The sequence below is a fragment of the Fulvivirga ligni genome, assembly GCF_021389935.1.
Taxonomy (GTDB): Bacteria; Bacteroidota; Bacteroidia; order Cytophagales; family Cyclobacteriaceae; genus Fulvivirga; species Fulvivirga ligni.
The window spans coordinates 1,018,961-1,035,582 of the sequence record NZ_CP089979.1 but is presented as its reverse complement, the minus strand read 5'-3'; the positions used below and the strand labels follow the sequence as shown (position 1 = coordinate 1,035,582).

General features: G+C 38.5%; 16 protein-coding genes. 4 read left to right on the top strand and 12 right to left on the bottom strand.

Annotation, left to right across the window (positions count from 1 at the left end; all coding sequences use genetic code 11):
* Positions 1 to 260: 260 nt before the first annotated feature.
* Positions 261 to 926 (bottom strand): peptide-methionine (S)-S-oxide reductase MsrA, encoded by a 666-nt coding sequence (gene msrA / locus LVD16_RS04610; RefSeq protein WP_233772542.1) that lies wholly within the window; start codon positions 924 to 926, stop codon positions 261 to 263.
* A 109-nt stretch (positions 927 to 1,035) separates the two neighbouring features.
* Here msrA and LVD16_RS04605 point away from each other — a divergent pair, with 109 nt between their 5' ends.
* Entirely contained in the window at positions 1,036 to 1,836 is an 801-nt protein-coding gene (locus LVD16_RS04605; protein ID WP_233772540.1) for an SDR family NAD(P)-dependent oxidoreductase, read from the top strand.
* A gap of 64 nt (positions 1,837 to 1,900) precedes the next feature.
* Positions 1,901 to 2,347: a hypothetical protein gene (locus LVD16_RS04600; protein WP_233772539.1), complete on the top strand. Its 447-nt coding sequence runs from the start codon at positions 1,901 to 1,903 to the stop codon at positions 2,345 to 2,347.
* Positions 2,348 to 2,395: 48 nt separating this feature from the next.
* Here the strand turns inward: LVD16_RS04600 and LVD16_RS04595 are convergent, their stop codons facing one another.
* From LVD16_RS04595 to LVD16_RS04545, 11 genes are all read right to left on the bottom strand, one after another.
* Positions 2,396 to 4,987 carry an ABC transporter permease gene (locus LVD16_RS04595; RefSeq protein WP_233772537.1) on the bottom strand — a complete coding sequence of 864 codons (2,592 nt, stop codon included), beginning with the start codon at positions 4,985 to 4,987 and terminating at the stop codon, positions 2,396 to 2,398.
* Positions 4,988 to 5,314: a PadR family transcriptional regulator gene (locus LVD16_RS04590; RefSeq protein WP_233772535.1), complete on the bottom strand. Its 327-nt coding sequence runs from the start codon at positions 5,312 to 5,314 to the stop codon at positions 4,988 to 4,990.
* Positions 5,315 to 5,580: 266 nt separating this feature from the next.
* The gene (locus LVD16_RS04585; protein WP_233772533.1) at positions 5,581 to 6,282 is read right to left on the bottom strand and encodes a hypothetical protein; all 702 of its coding nucleotides are present in this window, start codon (positions 6,280 to 6,282) and stop codon (positions 5,581 to 5,583) included.
* A 213-nt stretch (positions 6,283 to 6,495) separates the two neighbouring features.
* Positions 6,496 to 7,131 (bottom strand): hypothetical protein, encoded by a 636-nt coding sequence (locus tag LVD16_RS04580; RefSeq protein WP_233772531.1) that lies wholly within the window; start codon positions 7,129 to 7,131, stop codon positions 6,496 to 6,498.
* Between the two features lie 97 nt (positions 7,132 to 7,228).
* Complete coding sequence (locus LVD16_RS04575) at positions 7,229 to 7,951, bottom strand: hypothetical protein (RefSeq protein ID WP_233772529.1); 723 nt, start codon at positions 7,949 to 7,951, stop codon at positions 7,229 to 7,231.
* Positions 7,952 to 8,002: 51 nt separating this feature from the next.
* The gene (locus tag LVD16_RS04570) at positions 8,003 to 8,524 is read right to left on the bottom strand and encodes a DUF6985 domain-containing protein (RefSeq protein WP_233772524.1); all 522 of its coding nucleotides are present in this window, start codon (positions 8,522 to 8,524) and stop codon (positions 8,003 to 8,005) included.
* Positions 8,525 to 8,604: 80 nt separating this feature from the next.
* Positions 8,605 to 8,979 carry a hypothetical protein gene (locus LVD16_RS04565; protein WP_233772519.1) on the bottom strand — a complete coding sequence of 125 codons (375 nt, stop codon included), beginning with the start codon at positions 8,977 to 8,979 and terminating at the stop codon, positions 8,605 to 8,607.
* A 242-nt stretch (positions 8,980 to 9,221) separates the two neighbouring features.
* Positions 9,222 to 9,785 carry a hypothetical protein gene (locus tag LVD16_RS04560; RefSeq protein WP_233772514.1) on the bottom strand — a complete coding sequence of 188 codons (564 nt, stop codon included), beginning with the start codon at positions 9,783 to 9,785 and terminating at the stop codon, positions 9,222 to 9,224.
* A 316-nt stretch (positions 9,786 to 10,101) separates the two neighbouring features.
* Entirely contained in the window at positions 10,102 to 12,714 is a 2,613-nt protein-coding gene (locus LVD16_RS04555) for an ABC transporter permease (RefSeq protein ID WP_233772508.1), read from the bottom strand.
* A complete protein-coding gene (locus LVD16_RS04550; protein WP_233772504.1) occupies positions 12,714 to 15,335 on the bottom strand; it encodes an ABC transporter permease in 2,622 nt (873 codons plus the stop codon). The genes LVD16_RS04555 and LVD16_RS04550 overlap by 1 nt, the downstream gene beginning before the upstream one ends.
* Positions 15,328 to 15,654, bottom strand: coding sequence for a PadR family transcriptional regulator (locus LVD16_RS04545; protein WP_233772498.1), 327 nt, complete (start codon positions 15,652 to 15,654; stop codon positions 15,328 to 15,330). The genes LVD16_RS04550 and LVD16_RS04545 overlap by 8 nt, the downstream gene beginning before the upstream one ends.
* A gap of 169 nt (positions 15,655 to 15,823) precedes the next feature.
* Here LVD16_RS04545 and LVD16_RS04540 point away from each other — a divergent pair, with 169 nt between their 5' ends.
* The gene (locus LVD16_RS04540) at positions 15,824 to 16,315 is read left to right on the top strand and encodes an RNA polymerase sigma factor (RefSeq protein WP_233772492.1); all 492 of its coding nucleotides are present in this window, start codon (positions 15,824 to 15,826) and stop codon (positions 16,313 to 16,315) included.
* Complete coding sequence (locus LVD16_RS04535) at positions 16,305 to 16,619, top strand: hypothetical protein (protein WP_233772487.1); 315 nt, start codon at positions 16,305 to 16,307, stop codon at positions 16,617 to 16,619. Before LVD16_RS04540 ends, LVD16_RS04535 begins: the two co-directional genes overlap by 11 nt.
* Positions 16,620 to 16,622 lie beyond the last annotated feature (3 nt).

Here is a 16,622-nt window from a genome sequence, read left to right as displayed (position 1 = left end):
TAATTTTTAAGACTTCAAGATTCCAGAATTACACAATTACTGAAAATGGAATATTTCATCTTAATAGCGATAGTTTGGTAATCACAAAAGAGACTATCATTAACATTCGTATCTCAAAAACAGAAATTAACATAGACACCACAAAATTCATCAATGATTTTACATTAAGCGCTACTAAGTTGATAACACCCTCTTGGCCCGAAATCTGTGAACAAATTAAGACTCACTTTTCTGATAAAACCATAATCATTGAAGACTAATTACTTAGCCTTCAAATATTCTTTAAAGTGCTTTTTAAACTTTTCTACTTTAGGTTTTGACACGCTTCTGATGTAAGGATCATTAGGGTGCAAGTCATAATATCCCTGATGATAATCTTCCGCATCATAAAAAGATTTGAAACGGGTTATCTCAGTAACTATCTTACCGTCATAGTCGGATTCATTCAGAGCGTTTTTTACCTCGGTAGCTACTTTTTTCTGTTCAGCATCTTTATAAAAAACAGCAGAACGATATTGCTTGCCTACATCAGGCCCTTGTCTATTCAGCTGAGTGGGATCTATAGAGCCAAAGAAGATGGTCACAAGAGTTTTAAATGATACCACCTCAGGATCAAAAAGCACCATTACTGATTCGGCATAATTTGTTTTACCGTAACTCACCTCATGATAAGTTGGATTGGGTTTATCACCACCACTATATCCAGACACCGCTTCTTCCACACCCTTTACCCTTTCAAATATGGCTTCTATACACCAAAAACAGCCTCCTGCGAAATAGGCTGTATCCAATTTGGCCGCTATTTCAGGGCTTATCTCCTTTACTGCCGGTGTGGTTTGTTGAGATTCTGCATTTTCAGTTTTTGCTCCGCAGCCAAAAGCTATGAGCAAAAAGAATATTGACGAAATTTTAAAAACAAGCTTCATATTATAAGTGTTAATATCTCAGAGTATTAACTGGTCAGGTCATTGTATTGTTTCATATTCAATGCCAGCCAGCTGACAAATACATTAAAAATACGGAAAAGTTAGAGTCATGGATTTGAATTTAAAAAACAAGGTGGCGCTGGTTACTGGTGCTAGCAAGGGCATAGGTAAAGGGATAGCTATAGAGCTGGCCAAAGAGGGCTGTAACATCATTATTTGTGCAAGAGATAAGGCAGAACTTTCACAGGCTGTAATGGACCTGGATAAGTTTAATGTTGAGGTGCTTTCTGTAATAGCAGACCTTACTGATGAGCAGCAAATTGATAATCTGATTCATACTTCTCACGAACGCTTTGGTAGGATTGACATTTTGGTAAACAATGCCGGAACCATTGGTGAGCCACTATCTTTCATGGAGCTGAGCACAGATCAGTGGAGAAATATCTTTGAACTTAATGTTTTCTCTGTGGTGACTTTGGTAAGAAAAGTAGTGCCTATCATGCAGCAAAAGCAATGGGGCCGAATAATCAATATCTCTTCTGAAAATGGAGAACAGCCAGATCCGGACATGCCACACTATAATGTAACAAAGGGTGCATTAAATAACCTTACTAAGACACTTTCAAAAGTACTTGGTAAAGACGGAATACTGGTAAACACGGTATCTCCTGCCTTTATAAAGACACCGCTGGTAGAAAATATGCTCAAAGGACAGGCCGACAATCAAGGGATTTCTGAGAAAGAAGCGGAAGAAAATTTCCTTAAAAACAAACGTCCTAACATAGTTTTAGAACGCGCGGGAGAAATAGAAGAAACAGCTGGGTTGGTGGCATTCTTAGCCTCTGAAAAAGCATCATTTATAACTGGATCTAATTTCAGAATAGATGGTGGTTCAGTAGCATCTATTTAAGGAAGCTTTACAACTTTGAGGGGTAGACGCGTGTCATAGACATATAACTTAACCATTATAAATTATGAAATACCTTAAAAGCCTACTATTCATATTTGCCATATTAATTATGAATGTGTCTTGCGACTCTACAGGCGTAAATGAAGATCAAGAAAAACTCTCTGATGACTCCGCCATGAACTGGAAGCTGACCAAAATGAGTGGAAATATGCAAGGTTCAGAAAGAACTGGCAGTGATATGGAATATCAAGAATCTTACTCCTTTAATAAAGATAAAACTTTCACAAAGGTACGCACCCAGAACGGCCAAACCAGACAAGCCAAAGGAACCTATGAAAAAGTGGAAAAGGGCAGTGAAAAATATTTTGAACTCACTTTTGACGAAGACAGTGAATTGATCGGCAACTGCACTGGAGACAACAAAGAATTACTTTATTTTCAATCAGAAAGCACTTTAAACAGCTCTTGGTCTGCTTGTGATGGACCTGGGTTACTTTACGAGCTACAGTAATAAAAAATATCCTCAGAAACCGCAAATTCAGTTTCTGAGGATATTCATTTATTCGTCTTTTAGGCTCTTAACCGGATTTAAAGCGGCGGCTTTAATAGTTTGAAAGGCCACTGTAAACCAAGCGATTAGCATAGCAGCTAGCCCCGAGATAGCAAAATACCACCATTCCAACTCTATGTGGTAAGCAAAATTCTGCAACCATGCTTGCGCGAGGTAGTAACTGATAGGTATGCCAATGACAATGGCTAGCAATACCATCTTCGTAAAATCAGCAGTGAGCAACCTGACAATAGTGACGTGGCCTGCTCCTAAAATCTTTCTAATCCCTACTTCCTTCTGTCTTCTTTCGGCAGTAAATGCTGCCAGCGCGAATAGACCAAGACAAGAAATGATTATAGCTACCCCCGCAAAATACCGAGCCAGTAATGACACCCTTTCTTCCGCTTTATACTGAGCCTCATAAGAGCTGTCCAAAAAGGTATAGTCAAAGGTATAACCAGGGTTATTTTCTTTATACCAGCTCTTTAAACTGGAAAGCACCTGACTGGGATCATGGGAATCGATTTTGATAAGGATATTGGGTAAAAAGTCTGTTTTAAAATGAAACAACAGCGGCTCAACCTTGGTATGCAGGCTGGAGTAGTTGAAGTCTTTCATCACACCGATTATCTCCTTTTCCTCACCCCACATCACTACTTTGGTACCAATAGGATCTTCAAGCCCCATGGCTTTAATTGCTGCTTCATTAAACATAATCTTGGACTCTTCATCAGCAAATTCTTTAGAGAAACTTCGGCCCTCAACTAAATCAAAACCAAGTACGCCTTGTATGTCATTGTACACTCTAGACTGCTCAAACTTGATAATGGTACCATCAGCCTTGCCAGGCCAGTTGACGCCCGTAGTGTAAGATCCATTTTGTGTGAATGAATGGGTGCTTGCCGAAACGTGCATTACACCAGGCACATCATTCAAACGACTGAGATAGCCATCAATATTTTCTAGTGCCTTGCCCTCCATCGGCACCATAATTACCCCATCACGATCATAGCCGATATTTTTGTTAAGCGCAAAATCAATTTGCTTATAAACGATGAGCACTGAAACCACCATTACAATGGAAAGGACAAACTGGAATACCACCAGACCTTTTCGGGTCCAGGCCTCAGTGCTGGAACCTTTAAACTTGCCTCTGAAAATATTGATGGGTTTAAAGCCCGATAAAAAGAGTGCAGGATAACTTCCTGCCACCAGACCAGTAAAAGTTACAATAGATACTAACCCAATAATTATTGGTGCATTAAGCTCCAGCGAAAGTGATTTGCCAGTGATATTATTAAACTGTGGCAACAAGGCATAAGTTAGGGCAATGGCACAGATTAAGCCTAAAAAGGACATTAATAAAGCCTCGCTTAAATATTGTACTACAAGTGTCCTTCTGCCTGCTCCTAAAGATTTTTTTACACCTATTTCCTTTAACCTACGAGATGCTCTGGCCGTGCTTAAATTCATAAAATTGATACAAGCAATGACCAAAACGAAGATACCTACCACGGCAAAAAGCCTGACATACATAATTCTACCTCCTGCCTGCTTTCCATTTTCAAATTTACCGTTAAGATATAGATCTGAGAACTGCACTAACATGGGAGACACATTGCTGCCTTCACTTTTGCTTTTAATAAAACCAGCGAGCTTTTTATTTAACTCATCTACATCTACACCCGGCGCAATCAGTACAGAGGTATAGGTATTATAATTACCCCAGTGCAGTCCATCTCCTAAAATATCCTTGAATACATCGTATGGCAAAACAAAATCGAACTGCTGGGTAGAGTTATTAGGAATGTCTTTGAAAACACCTGTTATCTTTGCCTGAGCTGTAAAATGCAAGAGTTTCCACTCTACGGTTTTACCTAGCACATCTCTGGAGCTACCAAATAACCTTTCAGCCAGAGACTCTGAAATTACCACTGATTTTTTATCCGTTAAGGCTGATTCCGGTTGCCCTTCCGCCATGGGGTAAGAGTACATTTCAAAATAATTTGTGCCTGCAAATTTGCCTGATGATTTATAAAACTGATCCCCATAATGCAGGGAGAAATTCTCTCCAAACCAAAGAGGATCACTATCCTCCACGGCCATCTCTATTTCAGGCACTTCCTCTTTCAAGGCATCTGCTAACAGCCCTGGTGTGCTGGTATCTGTACGTATTTTACCATCTTCTTCATGATTAAGCATGACATGATACAGCTGCTTATCATGTTTATGAAATTTATCGATATTGAGCTCATCATTCACCCAAAGAAAAATAAGAATAGCACAGGTAAGTCCTGTAGCCAGACCAAAAAGGTTAATTAAAAAAGAGCTTTTGTACCTCAGAAAGGTACGATAAGTGATTTTTAGATTGTGTTGTTGCATGTTGATATAATTTGAGTTTCGACTTGAAAATAGCTTCATAAACTCAGGGCGAAAGTAGCGTACAACACTCCAGGTAAACTTCCTTTTTGCTGCATGCGGATGCTTTGCAGTGTTGAGCTCGAATAATTCCAGCAAATCACCCTCAACTTCTTCCAGGTAGTCTTCTCTACAAAACCACCGAAGAAATTTTAAAGCATATTTTGGGGGAGACGCGTGCATTTAGCTAAAAGAAATGTTAGGAATCTGCTGATAAAGATCAGTACGCAAGGCATACTGCTGATCCAGCATTTTCTTACCAAAGGCAGTGATCACATAGAACTTCTTCCTTCTGCCCCCACGATCATTAGTAATGCCTCCATATCTTGACTGTACGAAACCTTTTTCTTCCATGCGCTTTAAAGCCACATGTATAGCGCTGATATTGACCCGTTTATCAAGCTTGGTTTCGAGGTTTTCAAGAATGGATACACCATAAGCTTCATCATGGAGAGCGGCCACCATGAGTAACACTAATTCTTCAAATTCACCTAAAGAAGGTTCTTTCATCCTGATTTTAATTTACTTAACAAACGTGAATATAATATATTAGTTTCATAATTGTTAAGGAAATGGTTGATTTTTAATTGAGGGGGTTGTAAAAGGTGGGGTTGGTGGGGGATTTTAAAGAAGCAGACTGTCTATGGACTGTTTTTTTTCCATCTGTCATCTTGACGAAAGGAAAGATCTATTTATTCGTTTAGTGGGAGCTTTTTAAATTGCAGTTAAATGACTAAACAAGACCATGCTCCATCCTCCTCTGTTATGACCAGTCTTCAGGTCGTTGCGAAAAAATACCAGTTATCTCCTACATGAATTAGGTTGATAAGTGTGAACCCGAAGGGCTCAATTCCTTCACCGAGTTCAGGTACTTTCCCGTAGAATTTGATGAATCCGTATTCATTGTCAATCATACCATCCACAGTTAGGCAAAGACTTTGTTCAGAATTAGTTAGGCTTATCACGTTCAGGTATTCCATTCGCTTTCTGATATCGTAAACTAAGTTCACATCGATACCAGACGAGTTTAAGTAGTCTCCAAATGCAGATTCAAGTTCTTGTTTCGTTCGGTAATCTTCATAATTACCTAGGTATTTAGAGTTGATGCGTTTTGAGTACCTCAGCATATCAGTCATTTCCTTCAAATTAGGATGTTTTTTTAACTGAGATTCGAGCTTTTGAAAGTCAGATTTATTTAACAAGTAGAATAGTTTATAAGATATTCCTAAGTTGAGTCCGCCAAAGGAAATGAATAAGCTCAGAATTAATCCTGCAACTGGCAACATAGTTCGCATACCAGTTTTCCTGTTCACAAAAATGAAAATAATGCTGAAGATGAGTCCACAAAGCAAAATTAGAAAGTAGAAAATCCCACCCATGAACGGACCTGTGGCCAGCTGATATTGGAAATTGAAAATGGATATCAAAATAAGAAATCCGATTATTACATATGTCAGGATATTAAAACCTTTTCTCATTCGCTAACTCTTGGGTCTGGAAATATAGGACATAACAAAATAGTATTTTATATAATGTCTTCAAAAAGCAATGAATAAGTGAAATCCTATCCAGCAAATATGAAAATTTTCACCTTCTTGACCTATTCATCTGACCTGACCGGCCAGAGACCTCAGGAATAATCGTAACGCTGCAAAGAGCCGAGCGACTGCGGGATGGGGTTTAATTGAATTTTAACGTTCATTTGCAGCTTCCAAGTTATTCCTGTGTGCAAATTCAACCAAATGCTCAAGTTCATTTATAATAATTCTTTCGTCTTTAAAATATCTTCGGCTTAGTGGATATCTAATTTGGAGTCCGTCACTTGCAAAAGTGATTTTATTGTTTTTTAGTTTAGGCAATAAATTTTGATACTGAGATTCCCACAAAACTGGGTCAGCTGAAATTATTATATGAATCACAATGTCTAAAGTATTGGAGTTATTTGGGTTACAAACTATAGTAAATGGATAGCTTTGAAAAGCTCCAATAAGTCCATATGTTGTAATGGTCCAATTACTGTTCTCCTTAATTAAATCTCTTTTGAAACCCAAGTCAATTAATTTATGAAGGGCTTTCGTATTTAGAATTCTTTGTCCCTTTAGATAATTGATTAAACTTAATGAAAGAGCGATTATTAGTGCAGAGAATCCTGCCATTAGAGAAAGTCCAAGGAAGGTTCCAATCAATTCGATGCCTAGTGGCTCAGAATGTTCTTTAATAAATTTATTAAGGGCTATTATTATCAGAAATAATAAGACAGTAGTTGAAATGAATGAGAGAAGATATACTCTCTTATTGGCTTTTAGAAATTCTATCACGGATACCATACAACATCCATATTCTGGAGCCCAATGTAAATATTTTATCGTAAAAACTCATCGGCTTTACTTAGTTAAACTTGCCTCTTCCTACGAAGATTCCCCACTATCCATGGCGTTTAGGTGTTGTGGTACTTTCCTTTTCAATAACTTTCCTTTCAAGAATATTGAGGGCAGCTTGTTTTGCATAATCGGCATATTTACTATCAACTTGAGCTATTCTTAATAATTCCGATTCACTTTTATTGTCAAACTTTTTTTCAAACAATTCCACGTGCCTATCATAAGAAGCTTTCTTGTTTTCTTGCCGTTCCTCCTGCCTCATTTCATCACTGCTTTTGAAGCTGAACGATATTCCAGAGATTTTTGAAATTGCTGCACCAAGTTCCCTGGATGATCCTAAGTCCTTGGTTTTCCGAAAGGATATCGCCCCATACGACTCTACGTAAACATTAAGCTCGTATTCGCTACCATATTCGGCATCCTGATGTTCGATTATTTTGATACTTGAAATCTTGTCGAGCTTTCCGATCTCGAGATTATTCTTTTCAATACTATTAAGTGATTGATCAAATATATATTCTTCCCCCTCAAATAGGACTTTAATGTTTATCACAAAGGCATAAACTACACCAATCGCCAATCCTATAAGCGATACTTCAAGAATGTCTATTTTGTTGAAATTAATCTTATCCCACAGAGAGTATCCAAAAATTGCAAAGGCAATGATAGCAATGAAAAGAATGACTAATACATAATTCTTGTCTGTAGTTATAACAAGTTTTTGGTTACTGCTATGTGCAATTTTATATCTGCTTAATCCGAACAACGACTTATAACTATTTAGTTAATGACGCAAATTTTCCTTAGCTAATTCATCTTAATCATAATCAAATTGCCCAATATAGGTTCCACTTTCACCAAAGTAGTCCAATACGATACCATTTTTCATGATTAATTCACAGCCGTGCTCTTCTTCCCACACAGGATAAAAACTGATCCTTACAAATCGATTATTGCTTTGCTCACTTTCATCAACTACAATGTGGTCAATATATGATTTTTCGAAGGCATTTTCTTCATTGCTTATACCAAACTCTCTTAAGTTAGCTTGCGTTTCTGTTTCCCCATCCAATGTATCAAATCCGAAAGAAGTATTTTCACAGCATTCTAAACAATGCTTATACAGTAATTTTTTTATGAGAGGGCTACTTTCTACAGGTAAATTCAAAAAGTCGTTAATCGCTTGTACAAACCTTTCAGATATTATTTTTTCGGTGTTTTTAAGGTTGTAATTAGAAGTCAATAAGTCTAACCGAACTTCTTTCTGAAAAAATTCAGAATAAACATTCATCTTTCCTGAAGTCCAGATACTATTAATTAATATTTCTTCTCTTGTCATATATTTAAATCCATAATGAAAAAACCAGAATAATAGTCTCATGGCAAAGAGCCGAGCGACTGCGTGGAGTTAACCAATCGTTAGATTCTAATAGCTTGGCCATGCTGTCTAAGAATTTCTATTTTCTCTATTTCCGACCTATCAGCTTTCAATCGAGCAAGATACGTCGCAGCTTCCGAACAATATAAATCTAATACAGAAGCAATTTCACTATTTTTTACTGGTCCCATATTCAACAACTGCTTAAAAGCGTAAGAAATCCGTTTTGTCTTCCAGGAAGGCTTATAAACCCTGGGCTTACCTATTCCAATAACCCTAGTTAAAAAGGCCGTATCATTTTTATATTTCATCAGATTCTTTGATGTAACCTTCTTTTCTTTGTCCTCCAAATCAGTTATGATGATATCAATTTCATTAATGATCTTTTCCAGACTTTCTATTTCAGATTTTGTCAATACTTTGAAGTATAAAGGATTATAGTGATTGCTAACATTCGTGCAAGAGAAATATACATCCCCTCATTTATATTGTGCAAACTAAATATTTTAAAGTAAACCTCATAATGATTAAAAACCAGCGGTTTGAGAGGTTTTGTTCACCTCCATGATTTATCAATCTTAACTTAACCGGCCAGAGACCTCAGAAATAATTTTCACACGGCAAAGAGCTGAATGACTGCGGGAATAACTTACAGCATTTAATTTTTACACATTCCAGTTAAAACAACCGAAATTTGTTCTACTGTAATAGCGTTTCCTGCTGCATTAATTTTCGCTTCAATACCTTCAAAGTTCAGTAACCGCACTTCCCTATCATCAATGGTGTATCCAGATAGCACTTTAGAAACTGCTGAAGATAGTCTATATTCAATTCTGCTATTTTTAAAATTCTCAAATAGATACAAATCATCATATTCAGACATGACAGCTGTTATCTGAATGTCCTTATTAGAATTGACTAAATCCATGAGCGTGCTCCCCACTGATATATTTTTACTAGTTGCAAATTTTCCCGACCTGGTATTTAGGCCCTCAACTGTAATAGAATCACTCAAACTTATGTCTGCAAGTATTTTAGAATTATTGCAATCAATGTATTTACCATAATACATAAACCCATCTCCATTGAAAGATGAGTCCGCAACTACAAAGTCATCCGCATCATTTACATTTTGACATAAAATAATGCACCCTAAAGCGTCTTCAGTTATTAACCAGTTATCATCACTGGTCTGGGCAAATAGTAATGTGCTTATTGTCAAAGTTATGATTGTTAACAGAAGGATTTTTGTCATGATATATTACACAGCGTTTTATATATGTCACATATGGCGCAAAAAGTATTGAGAGTTCAAGTTAGTTCTGAGCCAAATGGTTCATTTTGATTTATCCATTATTAAAAGCCAAATCAAGCCCTGGGTATTGATTTAAGAGATTCAGAGAATAAAACAAAACATCCCCTTATTTACAATATATCACCGAATCTAAATCTTTTCCCGTAAAACTCATAATAATATAACCTGTGCTTCCTGAGACTTATTATAAACTAAGCACTAACGGTGTAAGATGAATATTGAATCAATCCCCCCTCAAACTATCCACCGGATTGATCAAAGCAGCCTTCACCGCCTGGTGACTCACTGTAAGCAAGGCAATCATTAAAATTCCAACCCAGGTAACTCCAAATAGCCACCAAGGCATGGAAATGCTATATTGGTAGGCTGAAAGCCAATCGGTGATGAAATAATATGCCAAAGGAGCCGAAATGAAGCAGGCAATGAGGGTGAGCCAGGCAAACTCTCTGGAGAGCAAGCGCCATAAGCTCAGGGCTGAGGCTCCTAAAATTTTTCTTATCCCTAATTCTTTGGTTCGCTGCTCTGCCAAATATCCAGATAAGCCGAACAAACCGATGCAGGAGATAAAAATAGCCAGAATGGTAAACAGGCCGGATAGCTGGCCCAGCCTTTCCTCGCTCTCAAACTTTTGAGCGTACTGATCATCTATAAATTGAAAGTTGAAGGGTACATTGGGCAAATTCTTCTTGAAGGTTTGCTCTAGCACCGAGAGATTTTTATGGATGCTTTGGTTAGGGTTAAGCCTCAGGTTATAAAAGTTATACGGCCCATCTATAACATACAAGGTCGGTTTTACCTGCTCGTAAGGCGACTCCATTACCATATCCTTTACCACTCCTATAATGGGAGACTTTCTTTTGTTTCCAATGTATTGGCCCACAGGATCTTCCAGCCCCATATAGGCAGCAGCGGCTTCATTGATAATGACAGCTTCCTCATCGGCTATATTTTCAGGTTCAAAGTCTCTTCCTTCCAATATTTTCCATTGCACCGTAGCTCCATATTCTGCAGACGATCTCACTATTAGAAACTGATCTTTGAAATCTGCGGGTTTTCCTGGCCAGTTGATGCCAGAGCTCCTTGAATAAACATCAGTGAGTGGACTATGTGAAGCAGACATCTCTACTACAGCACCAGAATTTATAAACTCGGTTCTCAGTTTTTTATATTTAAACTTAAAGGCATCAGAATTTTGCCTTATTTGTACTAACCCCGCCTTGTCATAACCTGTCGGTCGGTCTTTGGTGAAATTTACCTGAAGATGGACTACTACGGTGCAGACAATCAGCACAATAGCCACGGCAAACTGCGTGATCACCAATGCCTTTCTGGTGATAAGCGCAGCAGCCCCTTGTCTCACCTTGCCCTGCAAAGCGTTAATGGCATTAAAAGAAGATAGGTACAAGGCAGGATAGCTACCTGCCATTATAGAAGTAATAATTATAAATGAGACCCCAATGAACCAAAATGCCGGTGAGCCTAAAGGTAAATGAATATTCTTGTGCGTCCAGCTATTGAAATATGGGAGCAAATGATACACCGCAAAAAGCGATATAATAAAGGCAGCAAATACGATCAAAAAGCTTTCTATATAAAACTGAAAAACAATCTGAAATCGGCCTGAACCAATTGATTTCCTCAAGCCTATTTCCTTGGATCGCTGTTCTGACCTGGCCGTGCTAAGATTCATAAAATTGATACAAGCCAACAGCAATATAAATACTCCTATGGTTTCGAAAAGATGTACAAAATCAATGTTTCCACCATCCAACACACCCTCCTCCCAGTGATTTCGCAGGTGCCAGTCTTCCATGGGATATAAGAAAAGTTCAGCTTTTGTATCCGTCAAATGTTGATCTCTGTTTTTCAAAGCACCTTCTACAGCAGCATTGGCCTGAGCTATAGAGACATTGTCATTGAGCAAAACATAAGTCTGAAAGGACTGATCCCAAACTTGCTCCACAGATTGAATCCATTCAGAACTAGCCACATATAATGACCACGGTGCTATGAAATCGAGCTGAGCAAATTTTTCAGAAGTATTAGAAGGCATATCTTCATAAACGCCGGCTACGAACATCTCATGAGCAGCATCCAGCTGAATAGTTTGTCCTGTAGGCTCTTTATGGCCAAATATAGCATCAGCTGCACTTGCAGATAACAGTATATTTCCTGGTTCAGCCAGCCCTTTACCGCTGCCTGAAATCATCTTTAATGACAGCAGTTCTTCGGCACCTTCCTGCATGTAAGTACCATGTTTTATCACATTATTATCTTCATGAGAAAGAATATGCTCTCTATTCCAGGCAGTCATCACCACTTGCTTAAACAAGTCATTGTAATCGTTTTTCAGCACAAACTCTAGTGGCCTGGCTGTAGAAAGTCCCACCTTTACGCCATCTTCATAAGTTTGTCTGTACATGACCTGAGCTATGCGGTCATAATTATCGAAATGACTGTCATAAGAATATTCATCCTTCACCCACAAGGCAATGGTAATCACCACCGTAAGACCAATGGCTAATCCGCTGATATTGATTAAAGAAAAGGCTTTATTCTTACCTAAATTCCGGATGAATATTTTAAAATAATGCTGAAGCATGATGATGTTTGTTGAGTGGTTTGACCTAAAAATTCTAATAGCAAAAGGCCTGAAATAATGCAGCACCTGATACCAATAATTGAGCTTAGCCCGCCACAATGACCCTTTTGTAGCGGTACTATAAAATTTTTCATCCAGATCACCCAATACTTCCTCGGCCAGCTCATCTTTTAGGAACCAGGTGAGCAGGTGTTCGGCAAGCTTGGGTGGTATCGACTTTTTTGTTGCTTTCACTATTCTAATCTCAGTGTACGAGCAGGGTTGATCCTGGCCAACTTGAAGGACTGAAAACTCACAGTAAGTATGGTAATGCCTAATATTACGAGACCTACCAGAGCAAAAATCCACCAGCTTAAATCTATTCGGTATGCAAAACCTTGCAGCCAGTCATTCATTAAAATCCAGGCCAGTGGCACTGTAATAAGAAATGCAATGGCTACCAGCACCAGGAATTGAATAGAAAATTTCGATAAGATATGGCCTGCATCCGCACCCAGCACCTTGCGTATTCCCATCTCTTTGGTACGCTGCTGAGCAGAAAACATAGATAAGCCTAATAAGCCCAGGCAAGAAATAATTATGGCCAGCCCGGCAAACAGATTACAAAGGTTAGACACCGTTTCCTCACTCTTGTAAAGCTTCATGTACTCAGCATCTAAAAACTTATAGCTAAACGGATAATCAGGGTTGATCTCTCCAAGCACCTGCTCCATACTGGCTAATGCTTCTTTAGTTTTCCCTGGCTCCGTACGTACGATAACTTCTCCAAAATATAAGTCTTCTTTTACATCTACCACCAGTGGCTTTATCTTCTGCTTGAAGGAATGAGTATGAAAATCTTTCAGCACGCCCACAATGTGCCCTTTCTTTTCCCAGGCCGATATCCATTTACCTATCGGATCTTTTATGCCCATTTCTTTCAGGGCAATTTCATTAATCATAAAAGCATTAGAATCACTGGCAATATTCCTGTCGAAAGCACGCCCTTCCACCACCTGTAAGTCCATAATTTTGGTAAAATCAAACCCAACGGAAACTGGCTTAAAACTTACCACATGACCTTCTTGCTTGCCCTCCCAATTAATAGGATCAGCTGTCTCAAAATTCATGGCATGAGGTGCCTCACTGCTTCGGTCTACCAAAGCTATTCCCGGCATGGAATTCAGCCTTTTTCTTAATAAATCATATTTGGGATTTAGGTCTCCTTCTATTCTCACATAGATGAGATTTTCTTTATCATAACCTAAGTTGCTGTTTCTGATATAGTTAGTTTGCCAGGTAAATACCACTGTGGAAATGAGTAGCATAATAGAAAGGCAAAACTGAAACACCACCAATCCTTTTTGAAAGAGCCTGGAGCGTTTTGAAAAACGTACAGTACCTTTTAATATTCTGGCTGGAATAAGTGCCGACAGAAAGAATGAAGGATAAGCCCCGGCCGCAAAGCTGGTCATAAAAGCAAGCAGCAGGAGAGAACCCCAAAACCACAGTTCTGTAAGTGGAAGTTCAATTTGCTTGCCTGTAAACTGATTAAATGCCGGCAATAGACTAAACACTATTAATACAGCCAATGCGAATGCCATCAAGGTCATTAGCAAAAATTCACTGAGAAACTGCTGCACTAGTAGGCTTTTTGAGGAGCCCACCACTTTGCGAACGGCCACTTCCTTACCTTTTTTAACCGAACGCGCGGTAGACAAATTCATGAAATTAATGCAGGCCACGATTAAAATAAATATGGCTACCGCGATAAATAACTTCACATATGCCATTTTACCGTTAGCAGGCTTACCATTATCAAAACCGGAAACCAGATATTGATCTTTAAATGGCTGCAAGCCTATACTCACTTTGTTTCCCGAATTTTCATCCACGCGATTGGATAAATAAGCACTAAGTTTCCGTGAGACTTCATCAGGATTGGCTCCTTCTGCTAATAAATAAGTAGTGATTATTTTATGAGATGCCCATTCTACTTTACGTAAAATTTGATTTTCTATGTTTATGACGTAATCAAACTCCAGAGAACTATGCTGGGGCACATCTTCAAAAACAGCTTGCACCTGAAAATCGAGATTGTTTTCATAGTTAAGGGTTTTGCCAATGGCCTCCTCCGGTGAATCGAAAAACATTAGAGCCATTTTTCTGGATATGGCTATGCTGCTAATATCTTTAATGGCCGCCTGCTTACTGCCCGCAATAATGGGGTAATCAAACATCTCAAAGAAATTAGCACTGGCCCTGGAACCGGAGAGTTTAAACAGCTTTTCACCCAGTCTAAAGGTTTTAGGAAAGCCCCACGGCAATTCATAGCCTGTGGCATAGTGATTCACCATTTTTACCTCAGGAATTTCACTTTCTGCCGAATCTAAAAGTATGGCGCCTGCATTTCCCAGCGGAGTTTCGAAGCTTCCAGTTAAATTACCAGACTGCTCCTCCACAGTTTGATATACATTAAATAGCTGATTGCTTTTGCTATGAAAAGCATCCATCTGGAGCTCATCATTGACCCACAGCATAATAAAAAGGAATGACGCCAGCCCCAGAGCGAGGCCTGAAATATTGATGATGGAAAATGCCTTAGAAGATTTAATGCTTCTAAAGCCAATTTTTAGGTGGTTGATAAGCATGATATTTCGAGTTTTTGAACTAATACTTTTTATTGCAAATGGCCGCAGATAATGTAATACCTGATACCAATAATTCCGTCTGGCTTGCCACGTTGACCCATTTGCAGCTAAGCCATAAAATTTCTCGTCCAAATCACCTAATACTTCTTCCGCCAGCTCCTCTCTTAAAAAGCAAAGGAGCAACCTTTCCGCAAGCTTTGGTGGTGTGTTGTTATTCTTAACCATTGGCAAGACCAGGAAATTGGTTCCAAAGGGAAACCCTAAAATCCTTCGCCTCTGTCAACACCCTGTGCCCCAATGCAGTAATCTTATATATTCGCTTTCTTCTGCCTCCTCTTTCAGGAGAAGAAGCACCCATTTCAGAATTAAGAAAGCCCTTTTCAGAAAGCCTGTTCAGTGTAGAATGAACTGCCCCTATGGAAACCGATCTTGCCGTTTGAGATTCAAATTCCTCTGCAATTTTAAAAGCATAGGCATCATCATCCAGAATTCCCACCAGCAACAAAATCACCTCCTCAAACTCTCCTAAACGAGTCTCTTTCATATGTTTAATTTAAAAGTTTACTCTATTACATTCTAAATTGTAGAACTAATATACGAAACTATCTGACATATGTTCTACAATTAAGTAATAAATAAAGAATTGAGATTTATTTAAATTTATCACAAAGCCTGTCATATAAAACACCCCTCCGACAGACTAAGCAGTAAGAATGACGAAGACGGAGCTAGAAAATCATTTAAAATCCTTACATCAGGAAGCTTTTTTGTGGGCCAGGCAGAGCTGTAACTATAATAGTGATGTAGCCAACGAAGTGCTTCAAAGGGTTTACCTGAAAATATTGGAGGGCAGAGCTAAGTATAAAGGAAAATCTCATATTAAAACATGGCTTTTTTCGGTAATCAAGTACACTGCCATTGACTTCCAAAAAAGTGAAAGCAAGTTTTTAAGCTTAGAGGTAACCGACATTCTTAACGAAGAATATTCCATGCCCGAAGGAGAGGGAGAAGATTATGAAGGTCTTCTAAAACAACTCCCTGATAGACAGCAAGAAGTTTTGCTTCTGGTGTTTTATCATAACCTTACTCTCGAGGAAGTAGCCAAAGTCTTAAACTTAGGTTTAGGTACGGTACGTACGCACTACGACCGGGGAAAGAAAAAATTAAAAGAGCTGATTCAAAATAGATATGCATATGGAAGATGATAAGTTAATACAGGACTTCTTCTCCGAAATGAAGAAGAACGATCAGGAAAATATTGAAGTGCCCGCTTTCCCAAAGCAAAAAAGGAAGCAGACTTTGAGCACCTATGTATCTTCTATTGCCATGGTTTTGCTACTTGTTTTGGGGTACGTAGCGCTCATCCCGAAGCACAAAACTAATGATGCTACAGAAAGCATTTCTATTGTAATCTTCAGTGAAAAATCTGGCTCTGAATCATTAATTCAACACGAAAACCCAACAAGCGACTGGGAATCTCCCACCGCTTCATTAATCAACGATTTTTAACAT